Consider the following 24,194-nt stretch of genomic DNA (forward strand, 5'->3'; position numbering starts at 1 on the left):
ACGCTTTTCCTCTCGTTGAAACGCCGGGTCGTGCCGCCGGGCCGGCCATCCTGCCGCGTTCCCCGGCCGCGTGCCCGGCTCTCTACGCTTCCTGCAGGCGAAGGTTCACCGCGGCGTCAGAGCGCGGGAATCAGTTCGTCGAGCAGTTCCTCGTTGGAGGCCGTCTTCTGGATGTGCCGCATGAGGGCCTGCATGGCCTCGATCGGATGCCGGGTGTTCAGCGCACGGAAGAGCCGGTGGTGCTGGTGCACCTTGTCCCCCAGCAGCAGCTCCTCGTTCCGCGTGCCGCTCTTGCGCAGGTTGATGGCCGGAAAGATCCGCTTGTTGGCCATCTCGCGGTCGAGCACGATCTCGGCGTTGCCGGTGCCCTTGAACTCCTCAAAGATGACCTCGTCCATGCGGCTGCCCGTCTCGATGAGCGCCGTGGCGATGATCGTCAGCGAGCCGCCGCCCTCGATGTTGCGGGCCGCCCCGAAGATGCGGCGGGGAATCTGCATGGCGCGGGCGTCGAGACCGCCGGAAAGGGTGCGCCCGCTGCCCTCGACGTACAGGTTGAACGTCCGCCCCAGCCGCGTGAGCGAGTCGAGCAACAGGACCACGTCCCGCCGGAGCTCGACCAGGCGCTTGGCATATTCGAGGGCCAGCGTCGAAACGCGCACGTGGTTGTCCTCTTCCCGGTCGTTCGACGAGGCAAAGATGGTGGCCGGGGTGGAGCGTTTGAAGTCGGTCACTTCCTCCGGCCGCTCGTCCACCAGCAGCGCCACGAGCTCCACCTCGGGATGGTTCTGCGCGATGGCCGCCGCCATCTGCTTGAGGATGTACGTCTTGCCCGTGCGCGGCGGCGCCACGATCAGCGCCCGCTGCCCCTTTCCGAGCGGCGCCGCCAGGTCGATGACACGCATCGTCACATCGCCCGGCCCCGTGACCAGGTTGAGCTTCTCGTTCGGATAGATGATCGAGCCGGACTCGAAGTCACGGGTGCGCGCCCACGTCTCGGGCGGCACGCCCATCACCTTGTGCACACGGTGCACCTGCAGGTCTCCCTTCCGACCGGGGCGCAGGGTGCCTTCCAGCAACACGCCGTCGCGGAGCTTGTGCTTGCGAATCAGCGGCGGCGGCATGAAGGCATCGTTCGGTCCCTTGGGCAGATCGTGGCGAAATTCGCGGATGAACCCGAACTTCTTGTCCCCGATCATCTCGAGCATGCCCGTGAACGGTTTCTCAGCCATAAACGTGTTTGGATGTGTGAATAACACGTGCCGATCCGGTGCACCTCCTGCCAGAACACAGCGGCACCCCCGGAAGACACAACCCGGAAAGAAAATCGAGATCCGAACCGGATCCTGCGAAGCAAACCATGCCGTCGACCGGCTACCTGCTCTGTGGCGCGGCGAAGCCTGCCGCGTCCCCGGATGCCCCTCCGATCCCGTCGTCCTGCGGGAACATATCACGGCCCTCCCTCTCGCCACACGACGAGCACACCTCCTCGGAAATAACGCAAAACGGACCCGGCACGGCTTCTCAAGCAAAGACAGGGGCGACGTCGTCCGTTCGTCACATGCGGGCCCTGGGAACCCTCCGGAAAAAGCCCCGTGACGAACGCTCGAAAACCGGCCAGGATAGAGGCGCCGACGCTGTGTCGTGTGGAACGACGGCGCCCCTGGATGGTTTCCGACCCGGTCTCCGGGAGACCGCGCCGGCTCAAACGACCGGACCCGGCGCCCGGTGCCACGACGCCCCCCGGCCTCCTCCACCGCGTTGCATGCCCCTATGTCCACGACGCCTGCCTTCGGTTACGAACAGCTGTACCTGGAACGCAGTGGCCCCGAGGAAGGCCCGCCGGTGCTGCTCCTGCACGGATGGGGCAGCCGGGCCGCCCTGATGCGGCCCGTGGCCGAGGCCCTGTCCGATCGCTACCGGATCTACAACCCGGACCTGCCCGGACACGGGCACTCGCCGCCGCCGCCCGAGCCCTGGGGCGTGCCCGAACACGCCGCCCTCGTGCAGGCCCTGATCACCGGCGAGATGAACCCGCCCGTGACGATCGTCGGCCACTCGAACGGCGGGCGGATCGCCCTCTACCTGGCCAGCGACCCGGACACGGCCCCGCTCGTCCGGCGGCTCGTGCTCGTCAGCCCCTCCGGCATCACCCCCCGCCGAACCTGGCGCTACCATGCACGCCGTGCCCTGGCCCGCACCCTCAAGGCCCCCTTCGAACTCCTCCCGGCCCCGCTCTCGGACCACGGCCTGGACTGGCTCCGGCACTCGCTCGTCTGGAAAGCCCTGGGCTCGTCGGACTACCGCGCCCTCGACGGGGTCATGCGCGGCACCTTCGTCAAAACCGTCAACTGCCACCTCGACGACCGGGTGCACCGCATCACCGTCCCGACGCTGATCTTCTGGGGCGACCGGGACACGGCCGTCTCGCGCGAACAGATGACCCTGCTCGAAACCCGGATCCCGGACGCCGGCCTCGTCGTCCTCGAAGGCGCCGGCCACTACGGCTACCTCGACGACCCGGACACCTTCATCGCCGCCACCCGGTATTTCCTCGAACACACCTGACGTACGCCGTCGTCTTCCGCACGCGATCCCTCGATGATCCTGATCTACGTTCTCGCCGTCGTCGCCACGCTGTTCGCCGCCTGGAGGGCGGGGCGGCGGCTGCGGTTCTTCCTCCATCTGTTTCAACTCGAAGGCTACAAGCCGGCGGGCTACCTGAAGTGGCTCCGGGAACGGCTCCGGGACGCCGTCTTCCGCCGCTCCCACGCGGCCGGCCTCGGCCTGCTCGCCCTGGCCGGTGCCGGGTACCACCTGCTCCGGGCGCCGTTCTGGACGACGGTGCTCGTGCTCCCGGCCTGGGCCGTCGCCTTCGCCTCATCCCGGCGATACCGGCGGGCACGGGAGAAAAAGCCGCTGGCCTACACGAACCGGATGAAACGGCTCCTGGGTGTGGCCGCCCTGCTGGCGGCGGTGCCGGTCCTGACGGGACTGCTCCTCGCACTTCGGAGCGGCGGGCTCGACGGCTTCCTCCCCTATCTGGCCGGTCTCTTCGTGGCCGATCTGGGCGGGCCGCTCTGGGTCCTTCTGGCCGCATGGCTCCTCGGCCCGGTCGAACGGTCCATCCAGGAGGGCTTCAAGCGCCGGGCGCGTCGCCGCCTTGCCCGCCGCCCCGACCTGACGATCATCGGGGTGACGGGCTCCTATGGCAAGACGAGCGTCAAGTTCATCATCGCCGAGCTGCTCGGCTGGCGCTACCAGGTGCTGGCCTCTCCCGGCTCATACAACACCCCGATGGGCCTCTGCCTGGTCGTCAACGAACGGCTACGCCCGGAACACCAGGTGCTCGTGCTCGAATACGGCATCCGCCATCCGGGCGACATCCGAGAGCTGTGCGAGATCGCCCGGCCGGACCTGGCCGTGGTCACCACCGTGGGGGTGGCCCACCTCGAAACGATGGGGTCCATCGAAAACATTGCCCGGGAGAAGGGCAGCCTGCTCGAACACATGAAACCCGGCGGCCCGGTCGTGCTCAACGCGGACGACCCGCGCGTGGCCGCCATGGCCGCGCGGGCCAGCGGGCCGGTCTGGCGCGTCTCGGTCGAGGGGCATCCGGAGGCCGACATCATCGCCCGCGACCTCCGCTACGGGCCGGAAGGCACCACCTTCGTCGTCCGAGACGAGACCGGGCGCGAAGCCACCTTCCACACCAGGCTGCTCGGCAAGCACAACGTGCTCAACATCCTGCTGGGGGTGGCCGTCGGGCGGGCCATGGGACTGCGCCTGCGCCAGATGGCCCACGCCGCGGCCCGCCTGCGCCCCGTCGAACACCGGCTCCAGCTCCGGCAAGAAGGCCCCGTCACCGTCATCGACGACGCTTTCAACAGCAACCCGGTCGGGGCCCGCAACGCCGTCGAGATCCTGGGGCAGTTCAACACGGGCCGCCGCATCATCGTCACCCCCGGCATGGTGGAACTGGGCGAACGACAGTGGGAGGAAAACCACCGCCTCGGCACCCACATCGCCCGCCACGTGGACCTGGCGATCCTCGTCGGCGAGAAACAGACCGCCCCCATCCGGGAAGGCCTGCGGGAAGCCGGCTTCCCGGACGAGCAGATCCGCGTCTTTCCCGGCTTGTTCGCCGCCCGGGACTTCCTGAAGACCTACCTCCGCCCGGGCGACGTGGTGCTCTACGAGAACGACCTGCCCGACCAGTACGACGAAGCCTGACGGCGGCTTGCGTTTGAGCGACGGCCCGGCGTAACATGACGCCCCGCCCACGCTCGGACGAACCTGCCCACCCCACGATGCCGCCGACGACCGCGACGGAACGGGACCTCTGGAACCGGGGCTACCGGCTGGTCGCCGGCGTCGACGAAGCCGGGCGCGGCTGCCTGGCCGGGCCTGTGGTCGCCGCCGCCGTCATCCTCCCTCCCGAGGCCGCCATCCCCGGCCTCGACGACAGCAAAAAGCTCTCGCCGGCCCGGCGCGAGGCGTTGCTCTCCACGATCCAGGCCGAAGCCGTCGCCCTCGGTGTGGGCCTGTGCTCCCCCGCCGAAATCGACCGGATGAACATCCTGTGGGCGGCCCTGGAGGCCATGCGCCGGGCCGTGGCGGCGCTCACCCCGTCCCCGGACTACCTGCTGATCGACGGCAACCGCTGCTTCCCGCACTGCACCTACCCGTTCACGACGCTCGTCCGGGGAGACGCCCGCAGCCGCAGCATCGCCGCCGCCTCCATCGTCGCCAAAACCACCCGCGACCGCATCATGCACGACCTCGACCACCACTTTCCCCAGTACGGCTGGCGCCGGAATGCCGGCTACCCCACACGCGACCACTACGAAGCCCTGGCCGCCCACGGCCCGACCCCGCTTCACCGCCGCTCCTTCCGGCTCTCGCGCGACTGAAAGCCGGAGGTGGCCTTCGCCCCCGCCGGTCACCACGAAGGCTCGACGGCCACAGAACACGCCGGAATTTTCAAATCCCGAAATTCGTACACAGCCCGCCGATACCGATCCGGGACAGACCATGCGAACCCCCGCCCGCCTGCTGCTCGCCACCGGCCTCCTGGCGGCCGCCGCATGCAGCCCCCAGACCGAACCGCCGCCAGAAACGCCCCGCACCACCGGCCGGGTCGAACGCCTCGACGCCCGCCTCGACGAACTGGTGCCGCCCGGTGCCGTCTTTGAGATACTGGCCGAAGGATTCGAGTGGGCCGAAGGACCCGTCTGGCGAAAAACGGAAGGCTACCTGCTCTTCACCGACATTCCGAAGAACACCATCTACCAGTGGTCCGGGAACCGGGGCCTGCAGGTCTTTCTGCGTCCCTCGGGTTACACCGGCTCCGACCCGCCCGGCGACGAACTCGGCGCCAACGGGCTGGCCTTCGCCCCCGACGGCCACCTCGTGCTGTGCGACCACGGCAACCGGGTCGTCGCCCGGCTGGACGAGACCAACTACACCCGCGTGACCCTGGCCGGCGGCTACGAAGGCCGGCGCTTCAACAGCCCGAACGACCTCGTCTTCCATTCCGGCGGCGACCTGTACTTCACCGACCCCCCGTTCGGCCTGCGACACCAGGACGCAGACCCCGCCAAAGAGCTGCCCTTCAACGGCGTCTATCGCCTCCGCCCGGACGGCACGCTCTCGCTGCTCATCGAGGACCTGACCCGGCCGAACGGCATCGCCCTCTCGCCGGACGAACGCACCCTCTACGTCTCCAACGCCGACCCCGAACGCCCCGTGTGGATGGCCTACAACCTGCGCCCGGACGGCACGCCGGAACAGGGCCGGGTGTTTTTCGACGGCACCGCGCTCGTACGCGCCGGGAAACCCGGCCTGCCCGACGGCATGGCCCTCGACCGCGCGGGGAACCTCTTCGCCACCGGCCCCGGCGGGGTGCTCGTCTTTTCACCCGACGGAACCCACCTGGGCACCCTCGAAACCGGCCGGCCAACCGCCAACGTCGCCTTCGGCGAGGACGGCTCTACCCTCTTCGCCACCGCCGACGACACCCTGCTGCGCATGCGCCTGACAACCCGGGGACTCGGCTTCTGACCGGCACCGGACCCCGGGGAATTTCCCCACAGCAAATTGGGGAATTCCCCCCTTTCAACCGCCCCGAACGCCTCGGTATCATGCAATTGTTCCCTGCGCGTATGGGGCAGGGGTTTCGAACAAGGGTGATTGACTTGGCCCACTCCCGCGTCACCCGGAAAAGGCGGTTCTTCGGAGCCGCCTTTTCTCGTTTTCCTCCTGCCGCCCCGCCAAAGGATGCCGTGCGACGCCGCGCCACCTGTCCCGCAGGCAACGGGGCGGCCTCCATACCCGACCACGGCCTGCAGGAAAACGCCTCCTCTCCCGCCTCTCCCCACCACACCTCAGACCTTTACGATTTAAGGGTGAGATAAAGAGCGATGAAAGCCCACGGCTTCAGGGCTATCTCATGGGGCCGTCCGGCCGCAAGGGCCGTGTAACACGGCCAACGCGGCCCTACACGGCCAACATAGCCCATGTGGGATGAAATCGCCAGCAGAGTGTGACACACTAGGACGCGGAACGCGTCCAATGTCGTTGGCTTGTGTTAACTTTATACACATAGCGGCGTGTACGCGCCGCATAGGTTTGTAGATACTCGCTAAACGATGCGCAGAACGTTCAAATACCGCCTCTATCGATCCAGGAAGAACAGGTACCTGATCGAGCAGATCCATGTGGCTGCGTCCATCTGGAACCACTCGGTTGCGCTCACGCGCAGGTACTACCGCCTCTACGGGAAATACCCCGGCGCGAACCGGCTGATGAAGCACATCGCTAAACTTCGCCGTCGCAATCCGTACTGGCAGAAGCTCGGTTCACAGGCCGTGCAGGACGTAATCCAGCGACTCGACAGGGCCTACCAGCGCCTCTTCTCTGATCGCGCCGCGTCTGGACGCGGTCGCAAAGCCGGGCGGCCCGGTTTCAAGAGCCGACACCGGTACTCCTCGTTCACCTTGAAACAGGCTGGGTGGAAGTACCTCGGAGGTAACCGGCTCCGCGTAGGCCGCCACAATTTCAAGTTTGTCCTCTCTCGTCCGCTTGAGGGAGAGATCAAGACGCTGACCATCAAGCGTGACCGCTGCGGGGATCTGTGGGTTTGCTTCTCCGTCGTCGTTGCCGATGTCGCCCCTTCGGCAGTAGGCTGTAATGGCCACGCCGTTGGACTCGATTTCGGACTGAAGACGTTCCTGACGACCTCGGATGGAGACAGGTACGAAGCCCCACAGCCTCTCAAGCAGAGCCTTAAGGAGATGGCAAAGCGTCAGCGTAGTCTCTCCCGTAAGCTCCGAGGCTCGAACAACCGCCGCAAGGCCCGTATCCGTGTGGCCAGGCTGCATCGCCGCATCGCAGATCAGCGGCGGGACTGGCATTTCAAGTTGGCCCACAAGATCTGCGACGGCGCCGACGTGATCTGCCTTGAAGATTTGAACCTGAAAGGGATGCAGGCCATGTGGGGCAGGAAGGTTGATGATCTCGGCTATGGGCAGTTCGTGTCGATTCTTCGGCATGTCGCACAGAAGCGCGGCAAGACCGTGGTGCAGGTGGATCGCTTCTTCGCCAGTAGCAAGACCTGCTCGGACTGCGGAGCCTTGAATCAGACGCTCAGCCTCTCGGATCGGGAATGGGTATGTGCTTCGTGCGGCAGTCTGCATGATCGCGATGTAAACGCGGCCATAAACATCTACAGGGAAGGGGCATCTTCCCTTGGGGTAGGCGACGTAAGACCGTCTACCACCCCACCGAGGTGGGGTGGGACGGCTGTCGCTGCCTGATCCCAGGATCCCACGTGCTTCAGCCGTGGGAGTATGTCAAGACATTTTTTCAACCTTGGGACTTAAAAAATATCTTCCCCGGACGATACTATGCCGTGCCTCGTATACCTTGCGCCCGGCGAACGTTCAGGGCATGATATGGTATCCTCACGCCGGGCCCTTTCTTCCAACCCGTTCTCTCTACAAAAGCCAGCAGCCCTATGCCCTCTTACAAGCCCTCCATCCTTCTCGTCGAAGACAGCGAGCACACCCGTCTTCTCGTCGAATACTGGCTCAAAGACGCATTTGAACTGCAGGTGGCCACAAACCCGAAAGCGGCGCTCGCCGTCGCCGACCGTCCCTACGACGTCCTGCTGATCGACATCAACCTGGGATCTCCAAACAACGGCATCGACCTGCTGGCGACCCTGCGGAAGCGTCCCGATTTCGCCCACACGCCGGCCATCGCGTTCACAGCCTACGTTATGCCCGAAGACCGGGAGCGCCTGCTCAAGGAAGGGTTCGATTATTACCTCGGCAAACCGTTCAGCCAGCGCGAGCTCCTGGAAGTGCTGGGCACCGCGCTGGCGCGCCCGTGCACCACCTGCTGAGGATTCTCTCCCGGCAAATTCTACCCGCTTCATGAAATCTTTGCCCGGAAGAACCGGTTAACGTCCCGGGAACACCGTGTCCTTTCCCGCACGCACACGCTGGTACGTGTTTTGACCGGGGCCGCCCGCGCAAGCTCACCCCCCTTGCCGGACCGGCACCACCCGTCGAAACCCCACGTGTTTGCCGATGCTGATTTTTACGAACGCCCCTGCGGCTTCCTCTCCTACCCGCAACCCCTCTTTTCTGCACGCCCTTCGTCGCCTTGCGGACCGGCTGTTGCCTTCGGACTGGAGCCGAACCGAACGCCGGCAGGGCCGGCTCCTGCTGTTCAGCCTGTTGCTTTTGCTGGCGCCGGCCCTGTTTTCTCTGGGCCGGGCGATCGGAGCGGCGGGAACGTTCGACCTCACGGCCGGGGTTCTGGCCATGCAGGTGGGAATCCTGCTGTTGCTGGGCTGTGGCCTGTGGATCGGGGTTCGCCCCCGCCCCATAGGGAACCTGCTCGTCCTCTCGCTGGCCCTTTTCGCCGCCGCCTCGGTGGGGCCGGCCCGCAGCCCGGAGATCCCGCTGACCTACGGGCTCTTCACCCTTCCGCTGGCCGGGCTGCTGCTGGCCGGCCCGGTGACGGCGCTCGCTGCCGCCGGCCTGATCGGTCTGGCCTACCTCCCGTTCCCCCCCGTTCCGGTAGACCTCCGGACCGAGCACCTCACCGGCTTCCTGACCCTTTCGAGCCTGTTCCTGTGGACGGGCCTGGGCCTCGGCGGCTGGGGCTACGCCCTGCGACTGCAACACCGGCTGCGGCGGAGCCACACGTTGCTGCGACGGGCCCGGCAGGCTTCCTCCACCCGGCACGCCGCGTCCCCGGCCGCAGACGGTGCCGGAGAGCAACCCCCCGGACCAGACCAGGCCGCCGCCCTCGATGCGCTCCGGCGCCGGCACGAAGAGCTGGAACACCTGAAAAACACCCTGCTTTCGAACCTGAGCCATGAGGTCCGCACCCCGCTGACCGGCATCCTCGGCTACGTCGCCATCCTCGAAGACCTGCTCGACGAGCCGGAACGCTCCCTGACCCAGCCCATTCGCTTCAACGCCGAGCAACTGCTCGAAACCCTCAACGGCATGCTCGCCCTCGCCCACCTGGAGAAAGAGATGATGCACTTCCGGCCCCGACCCCTCGTGGCCGCCGAACAGGTGGAACATACGGTGCGCTCCTTCTATCGCCAGGCCCGCTCCAAAGGCCTGCGCTTCAACGTGCTGATCCACGACGCCGAGGCCTGCTCCCTGCTGGACCCCGACGGCTTCGACATGATCCTCTTCCACCTGCTCTCCAATGCCGTCAAGTTCACCGAAAAAGGCGGGATCCTGCTCGAAGTGCGGGCCGACGAAGACCGCGTGCACATCAGCGTGCACGACACCGGCATCGGTATCGAGCCGGACTTTCTGCCCCACCTGTTCGATCCCTTTCGCCAGGCTTCGACCGGTGAAACCCGTCGCTTCCGGGGCAACGGCATCGGCCTGACGATCGTCAAGAAGCTGGTGGACCGCTTCAACGGAGAACTTACCGTGGCCAGTATCCCCGGCCAGGGCAGCGTCTTCACCGTGCGCTTCCCCCGGGTTCCCGCTCCCGGGAAAACGGCGCCGGTGCGTCTCGCCGCGTGAAGCGATCCGAGGCCGGAGCCCGGCCGATCCGACCGCTTTCCGCAAAATGGAAGCGATTCCGGCAAAAAGAAAGCGGTTCCGGTACAAAAAGCCCCCTTGCCTCCGGGAACCCGCACGGCTATCTTCACGTCCGAGTGCCAAGTTTTTCCGCATCAGGCCCTTTCAAGATGCCTCTTCCCCTCCACATGGATCGGCGCTTCGGCCCTGCCGGGTGTTGCAGCACCTGCGGGTGTTGTTGTATGCCCTGCGGTCCCGAACGCCGCCTGCGATCCGTGTGGTTGATGCGCTCCGCCTCTAGTCCCGGTTGTTGAAGACCGGCTCCATGTGCGCCGAAAGCCCACTCCCATCGCAGGGGGTGGGCTTTTTTCATGATGGTGCGCCTCCTGCTCCCGCACAACCCTTTTCAGAGAACGATGCACGAACCGACCTGGAAAGACCACCTGCACGACCGGATGCCCCCGGACCTGGCCCACGAGATCGACCTCTTCGAAGGCCAGATGGCCCTCATGCGCCAGGGCAAGCTGGACGAGAAGGTCTTTGCCGAGACGCGCCTGCGCCGGGGCGTCTACGGGCAGCGCTACGACAACGGCCAGCGCCACGACGGCCTCCGCACCCAGACGCTCGACTTTCCCCAGGACCTCGTCAAGGGACCGAACACGCTGTGGGATGCGCCGGGCATGCAGCGCATCAAGATCCCCTTCGGCGGCCTGACGCCCGAGCAGATGGAGGTGCTGGCCCAGGTGGCCGACGCCTACGCCGACGGCATCCTGCACGTGACCACACGCCAGGACTTCCAGCTGCACTACGTCCACATCGAAGACACGCCGGACCTGATGCGACGCCTGGCCGCCGTGGGCATCACGACGCACGAGGCCTGCGGCAACGTCGTGCGCAACGTGACGGCCTGCCCCCTCGCCGGCGTCTGCCACACCGAGGCCTTCGACGTGACCCCCTACGCCCATGCCATGGCCCGCTTCCTGCTGGGCCACCCGGACGCACAGGACTTCGGGCGCAAGTTCAAGGTGGCCTTCTCCGGCTGCGCCCACACCGCCTGCGGCCTCGTCATGATGCACGACCTCGGCCTGCTGGCCCGGACCCGCCCCGACCCGGACGGCGGCCCGCCCCGGCGCGGCTTCGCCGTCTACGTCGGTGGCGGCCTCGGGGCCGTCCCCGAGCAGGCCAAGCTCCTGAGCGACTTCGTGCCCGAGGAGGAAATCCTGCCCCTGGCCCAGGCCATCGCCCGCGTCTTTGCCCGCCACGGCGAAAAGAAGAACCGCAACCGGGCCCGCATCAAGTTCCTCGTGGCCCAGCTCGGCATCGAGGCCTTCCGCCGGCTGGTCGAGGAGGAACGGCAGGTGCTGCCGCCCGACGACCGCTGGACGGCCTACCTCGAGGCCGTGCCCGGCGCCACCGAGGAACCCCACCGCCCCCCGCTGCTCCTCGACGGCGACGACCGGCCCGACGGCTTCGACGCCTGGTATGCCACGAACGTCTACCACCAGCGCCAGCCCGGCTACTGCGTCGCCACGATCCACCTGCCGCTGGGCGACCTGACGGCCCGCCAGATGATCGCCCTGGCCGACCTGGCCCGGCGCTATGCCGGCGGCCACGTCCGCACCACCGTCGAGCAGAACATCGTCTTCCGCTGGGTGGCCGAGGCGGACCTGCCCGCCCTCTACCGCGACCTGAAGGCCCTTGGCCTGGGCGAACCGGGCGCCGGCACCATCGTCGACATCACGGCCTGCCCCGGCACCGACACGTGCAAGCTGGGCATCGCCTCCTCGCGCGGCCTCGCCGGCGAACTCATCACCCGCCTGACCGCCCGCCGCGCCACGTTGCCCGAACCCGTCCGCAACCTGCGCATCAAGGTCAGCGGCTGCTTCAACTCGTGCGGCCAGCACCACGTGGCGGACATCGGCTTCTTCGGCAACAGCCGCAAGTCCGGCAACTACCGGGTGCCCTACTTCCAGGTGGTCCTCGGCGGGCAGTGGCAGCACAACGCGGGGCAGTACGGCATGGCCATCGGCTCGGTGCCGGCCCGGCTCATCCCGGACGTGGTCGACACCCTCACGACCCGCTACGTCGAGGACCATACCCCCGGCGAATCCTTCCAGGACTGGGTGAAACGGCTGGGCAAGGCCGGGGCCCGCGAGCTCATCCGCCCCTTCATGATCACCCCGGTCTACGAAGAACAGCCGGCGTTCTTCTCCGACTGGGGCGATCCCCGCGTCTTCACCCTGGGCGACCTGGGGGTGGGCGAATGTGCCGGCGAGGTCGTCTCCCTCTTCGCGATGGAGATCAGCAAGGCCGAATCGGAGCTGTTCGAGGCCCAGGAAGCCCTCGACCGGGGCGACTTCGCCCGCGCCGATGCACGCGCCTACCAGGCGATGCTCATGGCCGCCCGCGCCCTCGTCCGCACCGAATACCTGGATGTGGGCGAGGACCCGGACCGCATCGTCGAAGCATTCCGGGCCCGCTTCTACGACACCGAGCGCTTCTTCGACCCCTTCGCGCGCGGCAAGTTTGCCCGCTACCTCTTCAGCCGGCACGAGCACCCGCCCGCCCGGGTGGACGAAGACGCGGCCCGCCGGATCGTGGACGAGGCCCAGCTCTTCATCGAGGCCACCCACGCCTGCGAGATGCGCATGAGCGAAGAGGCCGCCCGGAAGGCGGAAGAAGCCCGCCGGCAGGCCGCCCGGAACGAGCCCCGGCGAGAGGTCCTGCTCCCGCCCGGCTTCGCCTCCTGAATCCTGCTCACCCGTCCGACGAACCGCCATGCTCCCCCATCGCCTCCGCGTCAAATACTTTCTCGAAGACCCGTCCGCCCCGCCGTTCGACGCGATCGTGCCGGTCTTTCACCGGTGGATCCAGCAGCGCCGCGTCGAGGAGTTGCTGATCGACGTGGCCAACTACCGGCACGTCCACGAAGGCCCTGGCATCGTGCTCATCGGCCACGAGGCCGACTATGCCCTCGACCACGGGGGACGACCCGGCCTGGCCTATACGCGCAAGCGCGACCTGACGGCCGGCGCCGGTGACGACCTGGCCGCCGCGCTCCACCTCGCCCTGGGACAGGCCCTGAACGCCTGTCACCTCCTGGCGACGGAGCCCGAGCTGGCCGGCCGGGTCGCCTTTCGCACGGATGAGGTGGAGATCACCTTCTTCGACCTGCTCCGCCACCCCAACACGGCGGCGACGGCCGGGCGGCTCGCCCCGGTGATCCGGGCCGTGGCGGCGGAACGCTACGGCCGCGAGCCGGCCCGCCTCGAGCGGGTCCACGACGACCCCCGCTTCCACCTGACGCTGCGCCTGGCCTTCCCCGACGCGCCCCCGCTGGCGGCGTTGCGCGATCGTCTCCCGCTGTCCTCAGAAACCCCATGAACACGCTTACCCTCGCACAACCCGGAACCGTCTACCTGGTCGGCGCCGGACCGGGAGACCCGTCGCTCATCACCGTGCGCGGCCTCTCGCTGCTGCGCCAGGCCGGGGTGGTCGTCTATGACCGGCTGGTGCACCCGGCCCTGCCGGCGGAGGCTCCCGCCGGGGCCGAACGGATCTACGTGGGCAAGGCCCCGGGCCGGCACAGCTGCCCGCAGGCGACGATCAACGCGCTGCTCATCGCCCAGGCCCGGGCCGGCAAGGTGGTCGTCCGGCTCAAGGGCGGCGACCCGTTCGTCTTTGGCCGGGGCGGTGAGGAGGCGCTGGCGCTGGCCGAGGCCGGCGTGCCGTTCGAAGTGGTGCCCGGCGTCACGAGTGCGGTCAGCGTGCCGGCCTATGCAGGCATCCCCGTCACCCACCGCGGCCTGAGCAGCGCCTTCACGGTCGTCACCGGTCACACCTGCGATGCCGCCGAACCGGACTGGGCCGCCCTCGCCCGGGCGGGTACGCTCGTCATCCTGATGGGCCTGCGACGCCTGCCCGAGATCGCCCGGCACCTTCAGGACGGCGGGCTCCCCCCGGCCACCCCCGTGGCCGTCATCCACAGCGGCACCACCGCCGGGCAGGCGGTCGTCACCGGCACGCTGGCCGACATCGGCGAGCGGACCCGCCACCTGGCCTCACCGGCCACGATCGTCGTCGGCGAGGTCGCCCGGCTGCACGCCGCCCTGGCCTGGTTCACGCCGCCGGCCGATCCTCCGGAAACCGCCGTGCCCGCACGTCCCGCGCGCCCGGCGCTTGCCGTCCCTGCCTGAACCGGAAGCCCCGCTGGCCTATGAACGATCCCAAGCAGCCTCCCTTCCCACCGGAAACCCTCCGCGCCCTCTCCGACGACTTCGCCCGGCGCTCCCCCCGGGAACTGCTGCGCTGGGGTTTCGACACCTTCGGCGACGACATGGTCCTGGGCACCGGCTTCGGTCCCTCCGGCATCGTCCTGACCCACCTCGTCGCCACCCTCAAGCCCGACGCCACCATCTTTTACCTGGACACCGACCTGCTCTTCCCCGAAACCTACGCCCTCCGGGACCGGCTCGAGGAACGCCTCGGCGTGACCTTCACCCGGGTGACGACGGAGCTCTCCCTGGACGAGCAGGCCCGCCGGCACGGCCCCGAACTCTGGCGTCGCGACCCGGACCGCTGCTGCTTCCTGCGCAAGGTGCTCCCGCTGCGGCGCTTTCTGGAAGGCCGCCGCGCCTGGGTCACCGGCCTGCGCCGCGACCAGTCGACGGCGCGTGCGGGGGTGCCCCTGCTCGCCTGGGAACCGGCTTACGGCGTCGTCAAGCTCAACCCGCTGGCGCACTGGACCAGCGAGGACGTGTGGAGCTACCTCCAGCTGCACGACCTGCCCTACAACCCCCTGCACGACCGGGGCTACCCGAGCCTGGGCTGCCTCCCCTGCACCGCGCCCGTCCCCGAAGGCGCCGACGAACGCGCCGGTCGCTGGGCCGGCTTCGACAAGACCGAGTGCGGCATCCACGTCCCCTCCCACCAGGCGGCCTGAGGCCGCGAACGAGAACCCGGGATCCGATGAACGTCTATCCGATCTTTCTGAACGACCTGGCCGGCCGGCGGTGCGTGGTCTTCGGCGGCAACCATGAGGCCGAGCGCAAGGTGCGGGAGCTGCTCGACCTCGGCGCGGACGTCGTCCTGATCGCGCCGGCGCCGGAGGCGAGGCTGCGGGCGCTGGCCGAGGACGGCCGCCTGACCTGGCACGCACGGGCGTACGTGCCAGGCGACCTGCAGGGCGCTTTCCTCGCCATCGTCGCCGAGCGCAACCCGGAGGCGACCGCCCCCATCTACCGGGAGGCACAGGCCGAGAAGGTGCTCATCAACGCCATGGACGACGTGCCGCACTGTACGTTCGTGGCCGGCTCGGTCGTCCGGCAGGGAGCCCTGACGATCGCCATCTCGACAGCCGGCGCCGCCCCCGCCCTCTCGGTGCGCCTGCGCGAGCGCTTCGAGCAGGCCTTCGGGCCCGAGTACGCCGCCTTCCTCGACCTGATGCGGGCCCTCCGCGCACCGATGGCCACACGCTACCCGGACTTCGAGGAGCGCCGCCGCCGCTGGTACGCCCTGGTCGACGGGGACGTGCTCGCGCTGCTCCGCGCCGGCCGCCGCGAAGAAGCCCTCGACCGGATCGAGGCGCTGACCGGCCTCCGCGTGCCGGAGCGCGAAACCGCCCCCGAACGATAGTTCCCCGCCAAATCTTCGCACACTTTCCGGCAGGTGGAGCAACAAAAGGCGCCCCACCGGGTAGGAAGGGGCCAGACCACCCGTTCCCGGTTCCCTTCCGTTCCGGTGGCGGATCCCGAAAAAACCGCTTACCGGGCCTGCCGGGGCCCACGGACCGCGCGCCGGTTCACCGCCCCGTAGCTCTTCTCCTCATCGAGATTGCCCCGGATGGGTGTGCCCTGCCACCGGCAACGGCCTCCCCCGCATGCAGCTCCGCGTCAGCACTTCCTACCTACCGGGAAGCACCGGCATCCGGCCGTGAGGCTCCCCTTTCTTTCCTTCTTTCCTGTTTCAACATGCATACGTTCAAAGCCCTCGGGCTCACCGGCGACGTTCTCAACGGCGTCATCTCCGCCGGGTACACCACCCCCACCCCCATCCAGACCGAGGCCATCCCGGTCGCCTGTGCCGGCCGGGACCTCATCGGCTGCGCCCAGACGGGCACGGGCAAAACGGCCGCCTTTGTCCTTCCCCTGCTCGACCGGCTGGCCGGGCCCACGGCGTCCCGCCGGGGCCGTCGCCCCTGCGCCCTCGTCCTCACGCCGACGCGTGAGCTGGCCCTGCAGGTCGAGGCCGCCATCCGCACCTACGGGCAACACACCCGGCTCCGCAGCCTGGTCGTCTACGGCGGCGCCGGCCTGCGACCCCAGATCGAACGCCTGCGGCAGGGCACGGACATCGTCGTCGCCACGCCGGGCCGCCTGCTCGACCTCATGAACCGGGGGCACGCCGACCTGTCGCAGGTAGCCTGCCTCGTCCTTGACGAAGCCGACCGCATGCTCGACATGGGCTTCATCCACGACATCCGCAAGATCGTCGCCGGAACGCCTGCTACGCGCCAGACGATGCTGTTTTCGGCGACCATGTCCCGCGACGTGCAGCACCTTGCCCGCAGCATCATGAAGGACGACACCGCCACGGTGAAGGTCGGCGAACAGCGCAACCCGGCCGAAACGGTCACCCAGCATGCCTGCCTGGTGCCGAACCCACGGAAGATGGACCTGCTCGTCCATGTGCTGGAGAACGAACCCGTGCAGAACGTGCTCGTCTTCTCCCGCACCAAGCGCCGGGCGGACCGCATCACCCGCCAGCTCGTCCGGCGGGGCTTCTCGGCCACGGCACTCCACGCGAACAAGTCGCAGAACCAGCGACAACGCGCCCTCGACGGGTTCAGACAGGGGCGATTCCAGATCCTGGTGGCCACCGACGTCGCCGCCCGGGGCCTCGACGTCGACACGATCTCGCACGTGATCAACTACGACACCCCCAGCCAGGTCGAGGACTACATCCACCGCATCGGCCGCACGGGCCGGGCCGAGGCCACCGGCGACGCCCTCACCTTCGTATCCGGCGACGAACGGGGCTATCTCCGAAGCATCGAGCGGCACACGTCGCAGCGCCTGCCCCGCAAGGTGTACGACGGCTTCACACCGGAGACGGACCGGGAGGATGAGCCGACCGAACCACGCCGGACGGGCTACCATGCCCCGCGGAGCCGGAGACGGAGAAACCGGCGCCGACGATGAAACGACCCGCCGTTCCGGCACCACGAACCGCGGAGCACCCCGGGATCCCGTCGCAGGAAGCGAGGAATCACCCTGTCCGTTCGCGCAGGGCCGACTCCAGCGTCGTCGCCGCGTCCGTCTTCTCGTCGCGGTACTTGACGATGACGGGCGTGTAGAGGGCCAGGCCGTAGGTGGCGGCGAACGTGCCGGCGGCGGGCCGGCTACCGGGGACGACCACCGCGCCGGCCGGCACTTCGAGCACGCCATGCCTCGCCGTGTGGATGCGCTCGCGCACCAGGTCGTAGATCCGCGTCGAGCGCGTCAGCGTCACGCCCGGAGCCAGCACCGCCCGCTCCCGGACCAGACAGCCCTCGTACAGGCCACACCCGCCGCCGATGAACACGTCGTCCTCGACGATCACCGGCAGGGCGCCGACGGGCTCGAGCACCCCGCCGATCTGGACGGCCGCCGACAGGTGCACGCGCCGGCCGATCTGGGCACAGCTTCCCACCAGCGCGTGCGAGTCGATCATCGTCCCCGCATCCACGTACGCCCCGACGTTGACGTACATCGGCGGCATGCACACGACGCCGGGCGCCACGTAGGCCCCGGTACGGATGGCCGACCCGCCGGGCACCACCCGCACCCCGTCCTCGGGCCGCAGCGACTTCGGCGGGTACGTATGCTTGTCGAAGAACGCAAAGGGGCCGGTCGAAAAGTCCTCCAGCCGTCCGAGCCGAAAGCCGAGCAGGATGGCTTCCTTGACCCAGGCGTGCACGTGCCAGCGGCCGTCTTCGTCGCGGGTGGCGGCGCGGATCGTGCCGTCGTTCAGCCCGGCCAGCACCTCGGAAAAGACCGCCTCCGCCTCGGTCGCCTCGAAAGCGTCACGCAGGCGCGCCACCCGCACGGGCAGCGTCTCCGTCGTCGTGTCCGTCGTCATATCCGGTTCATGGTTCAGGTTGATCACACGTTCGCCTCACGATACGTCATCCGCCTCTTTTTTCTCCAGGACGGCATAACGGGAAAAGGCCCCGATCTTCCCGCGTGCAAGGCGCCCTCTCCAGACCGCTCATGCGACGGCGTGGACGAACGGCGCGAACGCCTCGAGCACGCGGCGGCGGGTCGGCTCGGCGGCGGGGAGGAGCGGCAGGCGGAGTTCAGGTGCGATCAGCCCCATCTCGGCGAGGACGGCCTTGATGGGAATCGGGTTCGTCTCGAAGAAGCAGGCCCGCATGGCCGGCAGCAGCGCGAAGTGCCGCCGCCGTGCCGCCGCCAGATCGCCGGCGAGGGCGGCCCGGACGAGCTCCCCGAAGGGCCCCGGCAGGGCGTTGGCGATCACCGAGACGACCCCGTCGGCGCCGAGGGCGGCCAGCGGCAGCGCCATCTCGTCGTCCCCGGCGTAGACGGCCAGCGAGGCCGGGCGATGTGCCAGGATGTCGGTGATCTGCGCCAGGTTGCCCGAAGCTTCCTTGATCCCCCGCACGAGCGGGACCTCCTCGGCCAGCCGGAGGACCGTCTCCGCCGTCATGTTGAACGACGTGCGCCCGGGGACATTGTAGAGGATGATCGGCAGATCGGCCGCCCCGGCCACGGCCGCCACGTGCGCCCGGAAGCCGTCCTGCGTGGGCTTGTTGTAATAGGGCCCGACGAGGAGCTGCCCGTCCGCGCCGGCGGCGGCCGCCTGCCGGGCAAAGGCGATGCTCCGCCGCGTGTCGTTGTCGCCCGTGCCGACGATGACCGGCACGCGCCCGCCGGCCTGCTCGACGGCGAGATCCACCAGGCGCGCGCGCTCGGTGTCCGTGACCGTGGGGTTCTCGCCGGTGGTGCCGAGCACGACCAGCGCCTCGACGCCGTGGTCGATCTGGTAGTCGATCAGCCGGCGGAAGGCCGCCTCATCGACGGCGCCGTCCGCGGTGAACGGCGTCACGAGCGCCGTGGCCGTTCCGGTGAAAAGGGGTGTACTCATGGCGAAACCGCGTTGTGGATCGTCTGTGGATCGTCGATAGGATGCGCCAGCCAGTCGGCCAGCAGGTCGTCCAGGGTGAAGAGGCCGCGCCGGGAGCGGAGCCAGGCGGCGGCGGTGAGCGCCCCCTCGGCGAAGCCCTGGCGGCTCTTGGCCTCGTGCGTGAACGTGAGCCGGTCGTGCTCCCCGTCGATGGTGACGGTGTGCACGCCGAAGATGCGCCCGACCCGCGCCGCCGTCACCTGCAGGGCCGCCGGGTCGAGGGGGCCTTCGGGAAGACCGGTCGCCAGGTGGGTTTTGCGCGAGAGGCCGTCGAGCAGCACCTGCGCGAGCGTGCGCGCCGTGCCGCTGGGATGGTCGGCCTTGCGGACGTGGTGCACCTCGTGCACCTGCACATCGTAGCCGGGCAGGCGTTCGAGCAGGGGCACGAGGCCGCGCAGGGCCTGCACCAGCAGCGCCACCCCCATCGAAAAGTTGGCTGCGTAGAGGACAGCACCGTCGTGCGCGGCTACGGTGGCCCGCACCGTCTCCAGCGCGTCGTGCCAGCCGGTGGTGCCGATGACCAGCGGCACACCCTGCCGGCAGCACCACGTCACGTGGCCGGGCACGGCCTCCGCCCGCGAGAAGTCGATCGCCACGTCGGCGCGGGCGAGCGCCTCCGCAGCGGCGGCATCGAGCGGATGCCGGCGGTTGAAGCGGGCCACCACCTCGTCGCCGCGCGCCCGCGCCAGCGCTTCGACCGCCGCGCCCATCTGTCCCGTCCCGATCAAGGCCAGTCGCATCGTCTCCTCCCGTTGCACACGCGAGTTTGAATCCGGAATAAAAGGCACGCCCCGGCCCGAACGAAGTTTCTCGCCAGAATTATCGAAACGCAACGATATTCGTTATATTTACAACACAACTTCTTTGCCGGAAAGCCTCAGTCCATCGTGCTTCAGGCACAACACGAAACGACCGCCCGCCCATGCGCACCATCTCCGAAGCCGTCGAGACCGTGATCGAGGGCAACGCCTTCCTGCGCTTCGGCCTGTATCACCGGTTGCTCAACCTGAGCCAGGTGGCCCGCTTTCTCCAGCCGCTGGTGGAGGCACGGTGCCGGAAACCCGTGCGCCCGTCGGCCATTCTGATGAGCCTCTCCCGCCTCCAGAAACGGCTGCATGCCCGTCCACCCGCCGCGGCCCCTCCCACCTTCTACATCGACCGCATCAACGTCCACGCGGGGCTTTGCTCGATCACCTTCGCCAAGGAGGCCGAGACGCATCAGGCGATGAACCGGCTCTTCAACCGCATCCAGGCAGAGGAAGGATACATCACCTACACGGAGGGCAATACCGAGATCACCGCCATCATCGAGGAACGGCACCTGCCGCTGGCGCGGGCGACCGTGCCCGCCGCGCCGCGCCAGGTCGCCCGCCGCATTGCCGGGCTGGGGATCCAGTTCGCGGCCGCCTACACCGAAGCACCCGGCCTGCTCTACGGGATCCTCCAGCAACTGGCCCTCCTCAACATCAACGTCGTCGAGGTCGCCTCCACCATGACGGAGTTCAACGTCTACCTCGACGAGGCCGACCTGATGACCGCCTTCGACGCGCTGCTCAACCGTTTCTCACGCGACCGCGCCGGCCGGGACCCGATCCCGTAGGGCGTGGTCCCCACACCGCCTCAACCTTCCTCCGGCCAGGCGTCGAAGCGCTCGCCGTTGACCGTGCACGACGCCGTGATCCGGGCCGTCTTTTCGAGCGTCTTCGAGACGGAGCAGTACTTGCCCAGGCTGAGGGCCACGGCCCGCCGCACCCGGGCGGGGTCCAGGTCGCCGGTGAGGATGTAGTGGAGATGAATGTGCTGGTAGAGGGAGGGGCTCACGCCGGTGGGCTTGGCGCCCTCCACCTCGATCTCGAACGTGTCGATGCGCTGCCGCCCCTTCTGCAGGATCGAGACGACGTCGATGCCGCTGCACCCGCCGATGGCCATCACAAGCAGTTCCATCGGCCCGGCGCCCTTTCCCCGGCCGTCTTCGCGGGCCGTGGCGTCGTCGATGTCCACGGCGTGGCCCTGTGCGTTCGTGGCGCGGAAATGGAAGGCCTCGTCGAGGCGTTCGAGGCGGACCCGGACGTGTTTCATGACAACGGCGATGGTGGTTGGCAAAAGCACGGGCGGCGCAAGATACGTGATCTCGCCAGCCCTCGCCAGGGGCGGGTTCCGGATGCGTGGGCCGTAACGTATGCAGTCCACCCAGCCCGCACGACGAAATCCGGTCGCCGAACCCCGGGCCCCGCCCGACGTTTACGCCCGGCCAGACCTGCCCGATCATGCTGACGCCCGACGAACTGAACGGCCTGCTCGACTTCCTGCGACAGGCGGAACGGCTGAAGAACACGACCCGGACGGCCTACACGTCCGAGGGACGACGCGAGAGCGTAGCCGAGCACACCTGGCGGCTCTGCCTGATGGCGCTCGTCCTGGCCCCTTACGCGCCCGACGTGGACTTCGCCCGGCTCATCAAGATCTGCCTCGTCCACGACCTCGGCGAGGCCCTCTCCGGCGACATACCCGCTCCCCTGCAGACCGGCGACAAGACCGACCGGGAACGCCGCGACCTCCTGACGCTACTCGCCCCGCTCCCATCTCCCCTGCGCGGCGAGATCCTGGCGCTGTGGGAAGAATACGAGCAGGCCGCCACGCCCGAGGCCCGGCTGGCCAAGGCGCTCGACAAGCTCGAAACGATCCTCCAGCACAACCAGGGGCGCAACCCCGACGACTTCGACTATCGCTTCAATCTCGAATACGGGCGCCGGTACACGTCCGGCGATCCACTCGTTGAAGCCATCCGCCGCGTGCTCGACGAGGAGACGAAGCGCCGCGCCCGAAAAGCCGGGCAAGAACGGGACTGACACCGGCCCCGCTTCTTTGCTCTCATCCCCGCCGGGCCACGAGGGTCAGGATGTCGTACGTGGCCACGAGTTCGCCGTCCTGGTTGGTCACGTCCACGTGCCACTCCACCACCCCGCTCGGCCGCTCGCCCTCGCGCGGCTCCTTCGACGTCTTTTTCTTCACCGTCAGCTTCGCCTGGATGGTGTCGCCGGGCCGGACGGGTTTGGTGAAGCGCAGGTTCTCCAGCCCGTAGTTGGCCAGCACCGGCCCCTGCCGGGGGTCGACGAACAGGCCGGCGGCCGCCGAGAGGACGAAGTAGCCGTGGGCCACGCGCCCCTCGAAGATCTCGCTCTCGCGGGCCGCCAGGTCGTCCATGTGGGCGTAGAAGTAGTCCCCGCTGACGCCGGCGAAGTTGACGATGTCGGCTTCGGTGACGGTGCGCCGGGCGGTGGTGAGCGTCTCACCGACGGTAAGCTCGTCGAAGTACTTGCGGAAGGGATGGACGTCGGCTTCGGGGCGGGCGGCGCCGGGCATCCACTCGCCGCCGACGACCGTCAGCGTGGTGGGCGAGCCCTGGATGGCGGTGCGCTGCATGTAGTGGTGCAGCCCGCGGATGCCGCCCATCTCCTCGCCGCCGCCGGCGCGGCCGGGGCCGCCGTGCACCAGGTGCGGCAGCGGCGAGCCGTGGCCCGTGTTCTCCTTCGCGCAGTCGCGGTTGAGCAGCAGGAGCCGCCCGTGGTAGGCCGCCGTGCCCAGCACCACGTCGCGGGCCACCCGGTCGTCGGCCGTCACCAGCGAGCCCACCAGGCTGCCCTTGCCCCGCTTCGCCAGGGCGATGGCCTCGTCGAGGTCGCCGTAGGGCATGATGGTGTTGACGGGCCCAAACGCCTCCACGTCGTGCGGCGCCGTGTGCTCGAACGGGCGCGGGCAGTAGAGCAGCGTCGGGGGGAAGAAGGCGCCCTTCGCGGGGTCGGCGTCGACGACCTCGAAGCCATTGTTCAGGCCGCCGTAGACCACCTCGCCGGCGGCGGCCAGCTCGGCCAGGCGCTCCCGCACCTCCGCCACCTGCCCCCGGCTCACCAGCGGCCCCATGCGCACGGCCTCGTTGGCCGGGTTGCCCACCGTCACCCCGCCGAGCCGCTTCGAAAGGGCCTCGACGACGGCCTCCACGCGGTCCGCCGGCACGAACGTCCGGCGGATGGCCGTGCACCGCTGCCCCGTCTTGATGGTCATCTCCCCGGCCACCTCCTTGATGAAGATATCGAACTCGGGCATGTCCGGCGTCACGTCGGGGCCGAGCATGGAGAAGTTGAGCGAGTCCGCCTCCATGTTGAAACGCACCGACTCGCGCAGGATCGTGGGGTGCGCCTTGAGGCGCCGGCCCGTCTCGGCCGAGCCGGTGAAGGTGACCACGTCCTGCCCGGTCAGGTGGTCGAACAGGTCGCCGACGCCGCCGCAGATGAGCTGCAACGCCCCCTCCGGCAGGATCTCCGACTCGATCATCGCCCGCACCATCCGCTCGGTGACGTAGGCCGTCACCGTGGCGGACTTGATGATGGCGGGCATCCCGGCCAGGAACGTCGGGGCCAGCTTCTCGAGCATCCCCCAGCAGGGGAAGTTGAACGCGTTGATGTGCACGGCCACCCCTTCGAGCGGTACCAGGAGGTGGTGGCCGATGAACGTCCCGCCCCGCGAGAGGATCTCCGGCTTGCCGTCGAGCAGGAACGGCTCGTCAGGCAGCTCGCGGCGGCCCTTGCTCGAATAGACGAAGAACGTGCCGATGCCGCCTTCCACGTCGATCCACGCATCTTTCTTCGTGGCACCGGTGGCCCAGGAGGCTTCGTAGAATTCGTCCTTCCGCGCCATCAGGTACTGGGCCATCGCCTTGAGCATCCGGGCGCGCTCGTGGAAGGTCATCTTCCGCAGCTTCGGCCCGCCGACGGTGCGGGCGTAGTCGAGCATCCCTTTGAAGTCGAGCCCCGCGCTCGACACCTCGGCCACCGGCTCCCCGGTGACGGCGTGATAGACCGTGCGGGCCTCGCCTTCGCCCGCGTGCCAGCGCCCCTGCGCATAGCTCTGCACTTTCCCGAGATAGACTGTCGTTTCCATGGCTGCCGGTATCGT

Annotated in this window: 21 protein-coding genes; 15 read left to right on the forward strand and 6 right to left on the reverse strand. The window is 68.5% G+C overall.

Annotation, left to right across the window (positions count from 1 at the left end; translation table 11 throughout):
* Positions 1-116 precede the first annotated feature (116 nt).
* The gene (gene rho, locus GQ464_RS04560; protein ID WP_166975833.1) at positions 117-1,229 is read right to left on the reverse strand and encodes a transcription termination factor Rho; all 1,113 of its coding nucleotides are present in this window, start codon (positions 1,227-1,229) and stop codon (positions 117-119) included.
* Positions 1,230-1,770: 541 nt separating this feature from the next.
* Here rho and GQ464_RS04565 point away from each other — a divergent pair.
* The 13 genes from GQ464_RS04565 to GQ464_RS04625 all read left to right on the forward strand — a co-directional run bounded on the left by GQ464_RS04565 (position 1,771) and on the right by GQ464_RS04625 (position 17,257).
* Positions 1,771-2,565 carry an alpha/beta fold hydrolase gene (locus GQ464_RS04565; protein ID WP_166975836.1) on the forward strand — a complete coding sequence of 265 codons (795 nt, stop codon included), beginning with the start codon at positions 1,771-1,773 and terminating at the stop codon, positions 2,563-2,565.
* A 33-nt stretch (positions 2,566-2,598) separates the two neighbouring features.
* The gene (locus GQ464_RS04570) at positions 2,599-4,230 is read left to right on the forward strand and encodes a UDP-N-acetylmuramoyl-tripeptide--D-alanyl-D-alanine ligase (protein ID WP_228350594.1); all 1,632 of its coding nucleotides are present in this window, start codon (positions 2,599-2,601) and stop codon (positions 4,228-4,230) included.
* A gap of 77 nt (positions 4,231-4,307) precedes the next feature.
* Positions 4,308-4,910, forward strand: coding sequence for a ribonuclease HII (locus GQ464_RS04575; RefSeq protein ID WP_166975839.1), 603 nt, complete (start codon positions 4,308-4,310; stop codon positions 4,908-4,910).
* A gap of 121 nt (positions 4,911-5,031) precedes the next feature.
* Positions 5,032-6,060: an SMP-30/gluconolactonase/LRE family protein gene (locus GQ464_RS04580; protein WP_166975842.1), complete on the forward strand. Its 1,029-nt coding sequence runs from the start codon at positions 5,032-5,034 to the stop codon at positions 6,058-6,060.
* Positions 6,061-6,647: 587 nt separating this feature from the next.
* Positions 6,648-7,814 (forward strand): RNA-guided endonuclease InsQ/TnpB family protein, encoded by a 1,167-nt coding sequence (locus GQ464_RS04585; protein WP_166975845.1) that lies wholly within the window; start codon positions 6,648-6,650, stop codon positions 7,812-7,814.
* A gap of 200 nt (positions 7,815-8,014) precedes the next feature.
* Positions 8,015-8,404 carry a response regulator gene (locus tag GQ464_RS04590; protein WP_166975848.1) on the forward strand — a complete coding sequence of 130 codons (390 nt, stop codon included), beginning with the start codon at positions 8,015-8,017 and terminating at the stop codon, positions 8,402-8,404.
* A 187-nt stretch (positions 8,405-8,591) separates the two neighbouring features.
* On the forward strand, positions 8,592-10,061 hold the full coding sequence (locus tag GQ464_RS04595) for a sensor histidine kinase (protein WP_166975851.1): 1,470 nt from the start codon (positions 8,592-8,594) through the stop codon (positions 10,059-10,061).
* 413 nt (positions 10,062-10,474) lie between these two features.
* Positions 10,475-12,808, forward strand: coding sequence for a nitrite/sulfite reductase (locus GQ464_RS04600; RefSeq protein WP_166975854.1), 2,334 nt, complete (start codon positions 10,475-10,477; stop codon positions 12,806-12,808).
* A gap of 28 nt (positions 12,809-12,836) precedes the next feature.
* Complete coding sequence (locus tag GQ464_RS04605) at positions 12,837-13,442, forward strand: hypothetical protein (protein ID WP_166975857.1); 606 nt, start codon at positions 12,837-12,839, stop codon at positions 13,440-13,442.
* Positions 13,439-14,254 (forward strand): uroporphyrinogen-III C-methyltransferase, encoded by an 816-nt coding sequence (gene cobA / locus GQ464_RS04610; RefSeq protein ID WP_166975860.1) that lies wholly within the window; start codon positions 13,439-13,441, stop codon positions 14,252-14,254. The genes GQ464_RS04605 and cobA overlap by 4 nt, the downstream gene beginning before the upstream one ends.
* 20 nt (positions 14,255-14,274) lie before the next feature.
* Entirely contained in the window at positions 14,275-15,000 is a 726-nt protein-coding gene (locus GQ464_RS04615; RefSeq protein WP_166975863.1) for a phosphoadenylyl-sulfate reductase, read from the forward strand.
* A 26-nt stretch (positions 15,001-15,026) separates the two neighbouring features.
* The gene (locus tag GQ464_RS04620; protein WP_166975866.1) at positions 15,027-15,692 is read left to right on the forward strand and encodes a precorrin-2 dehydrogenase/sirohydrochlorin ferrochelatase family protein; all 666 of its coding nucleotides are present in this window, start codon (positions 15,027-15,029) and stop codon (positions 15,690-15,692) included.
* Between the two features lie 335 nt (positions 15,693-16,027).
* A complete protein-coding gene (locus tag GQ464_RS04625) occupies positions 16,028-17,257 on the forward strand; it encodes a DEAD/DEAH box helicase (protein ID WP_166975869.1) in 1,230 nt (409 codons plus the stop codon).
* 67 nt (positions 17,258-17,324) lie between these two features.
* Here GQ464_RS04625 and GQ464_RS04630 read toward each other — a convergent pair whose 3' ends face one another.
* The 3 genes from GQ464_RS04630 to dapB form a co-directional block, all read right to left on the reverse strand.
* Positions 17,325-18,176, reverse strand: a complete 852-nt coding sequence (locus tag GQ464_RS04630; protein ID WP_166975872.1) for a 2,3,4,5-tetrahydropyridine-2,6-dicarboxylate N-succinyltransferase — start codon at positions 18,174-18,176, stop codon at positions 17,325-17,327.
* Between the two features lie 129 nt (positions 18,177-18,305).
* A complete protein-coding gene (gene dapA, locus GQ464_RS04635; RefSeq protein ID WP_166975875.1) occupies positions 18,306-19,202 on the reverse strand; it encodes a 4-hydroxy-tetrahydrodipicolinate synthase in 897 nt (298 codons plus the stop codon).
* The gene (gene dapB / locus GQ464_RS04640; protein ID WP_166975878.1) at positions 19,199-19,981 is read right to left on the reverse strand and encodes a 4-hydroxy-tetrahydrodipicolinate reductase; all 783 of its coding nucleotides are present in this window, start codon (positions 19,979-19,981) and stop codon (positions 19,199-19,201) included. The genes dapA and dapB overlap by 4 nt, the downstream gene beginning before the upstream one ends.
* 182 nt (positions 19,982-20,163) lie before the next feature.
* Between dapB and GQ464_RS04645 the strand changes: the two genes are divergently transcribed.
* Positions 20,164-20,841: a hypothetical protein gene (locus tag GQ464_RS04645; protein ID WP_166975881.1), complete on the forward strand. Its 678-nt coding sequence runs from the start codon at positions 20,164-20,166 to the stop codon at positions 20,839-20,841.
* A gap of 20 nt (positions 20,842-20,861) precedes the next feature.
* Here GQ464_RS04645 and GQ464_RS04650 read toward each other — a convergent pair whose 3' ends face one another.
* The gene (locus GQ464_RS04650) at positions 20,862-21,320 is read right to left on the reverse strand and encodes an OsmC family protein (protein WP_166975884.1); all 459 of its coding nucleotides are present in this window, start codon (positions 21,318-21,320) and stop codon (positions 20,862-20,864) included.
* 191 nt (positions 21,321-21,511) lie between these two features.
* On the opposite strand from GQ464_RS04650, the gene GQ464_RS04655 reads away from it, so the two are divergent.
* Positions 21,512-22,090 (forward strand): HD domain-containing protein, encoded by a 579-nt coding sequence (locus GQ464_RS04655; RefSeq protein WP_423816183.1) that lies wholly within the window; start codon positions 21,512-21,514, stop codon positions 22,088-22,090.
* Positions 22,091-22,112: 22 nt separating this feature from the next.
* Here GQ464_RS04655 and paaZ read toward each other — a convergent pair whose 3' ends face one another.
* Positions 22,113-24,179 (reverse strand): phenylacetic acid degradation bifunctional protein PaaZ, encoded by a 2,067-nt coding sequence (paaZ, locus tag GQ464_RS04660; protein ID WP_166975890.1) that lies wholly within the window; start codon positions 24,177-24,179, stop codon positions 22,113-22,115.
* Positions 24,180-24,194 lie beyond the last annotated feature (15 nt).

Origin of the sequence: Rhodocaloribacter litoris (assembly GCF_011682235.2) — a bacterium.
GTDB lineage: Bacteria > Bacteroidota > Rhodothermia > Rhodothermales > ISCAR-4553 > Rhodocaloribacter > Rhodocaloribacter litoris.

Bases quoted from the DNA above. Each gene is read 5' to 3' on its own strand.
- rho (WP_166975833.1), bottom strand. From the start codon at position 1,229: ATGGCTGAGAAACCGTTCACGGGCATGCTCGAGATGATCGGGGACAAG.
- GQ464_RS04565 (WP_166975836.1), top strand. From the start codon at position 1,771: ATGTCCACGACGCCTGCCTTCGGTTACGAACAGCTGTACCTGGAACGC.
- GQ464_RS04570 (WP_228350594.1), top strand. From the start codon at position 2,599: ATGATCCTGATCTACGTTCTCGCCGTCGTCGCCACGCTGTTCGCCGCC.
- GQ464_RS04575 (WP_166975839.1), top strand. From the start codon at position 4,308: ATGCCGCCGACGACCGCGACGGAACGGGACCTCTGGAACCGGGGCTAC.
- GQ464_RS04580 (WP_166975842.1), top strand. From the start codon at position 5,032: ATGCGAACCCCCGCCCGCCTGCTGCTCGCCACCGGCCTCCTGGCGGCC.
- GQ464_RS04585 (WP_166975845.1), top strand. From the start codon at position 6,648: ATGCGCAGAACGTTCAAATACCGCCTCTATCGATCCAGGAAGAACAGG.
- GQ464_RS04590 (WP_166975848.1), top strand. From the start codon at position 8,015: ATGCCCTCTTACAAGCCCTCCATCCTTCTCGTCGAAGACAGCGAGCAC.
- GQ464_RS04595 (WP_166975851.1), top strand. From the start codon at position 8,592: ATGCTGATTTTTACGAACGCCCCTGCGGCTTCCTCTCCTACCCGCAAC.
- GQ464_RS04600 (WP_166975854.1), top strand. From the start codon at position 10,475: ATGCACGAACCGACCTGGAAAGACCACCTGCACGACCGGATGCCCCCG.
- GQ464_RS04605 (WP_166975857.1), top strand. From the start codon at position 12,837: ATGCTCCCCCATCGCCTCCGCGTCAAATACTTTCTCGAAGACCCGTCC.
- cobA (WP_166975860.1), top strand. From the start codon at position 13,439: ATGAACACGCTTACCCTCGCACAACCCGGAACCGTCTACCTGGTCGGC.
- GQ464_RS04615 (WP_166975863.1), top strand. From the start codon at position 14,275: ATGAACGATCCCAAGCAGCCTCCCTTCCCACCGGAAACCCTCCGCGCC.
- GQ464_RS04620 (WP_166975866.1), top strand. From the start codon at position 15,027: ATGAACGTCTATCCGATCTTTCTGAACGACCTGGCCGGCCGGCGGTGC.
- GQ464_RS04625 (WP_166975869.1), top strand. From the start codon at position 16,028: ATGCATACGTTCAAAGCCCTCGGGCTCACCGGCGACGTTCTCAACGGC.
- GQ464_RS04630 (WP_166975872.1), bottom strand. From the start codon at position 18,176: ATGACGACGGACACGACGACGGAGACGCTGCCCGTGCGGGTGGCGCGC.
- dapA (WP_166975875.1), bottom strand. From the start codon at position 19,202: ATGAGTACACCCCTTTTCACCGGAACGGCCACGGCGCTCGTGACGCCG.
- dapB (WP_166975878.1), bottom strand. From the start codon at position 19,981: ATGCGACTGGCCTTGATCGGGACGGGACAGATGGGCGCGGCGGTCGAA.
- GQ464_RS04645 (WP_166975881.1), top strand. From the start codon at position 20,164: ATGCGCACCATCTCCGAAGCCGTCGAGACCGTGATCGAGGGCAACGCC.
- GQ464_RS04650 (WP_166975884.1), bottom strand. From the start codon at position 21,320: ATGAAACACGTCCGGGTCCGCCTCGAACGCCTCGACGAGGCCTTCCAT.
- paaZ (WP_166975890.1), bottom strand. From the start codon at position 24,179: ATGGAAACGACAGTCTATCTCGGGAAAGTGCAGAGCTATGCGCAGGGG.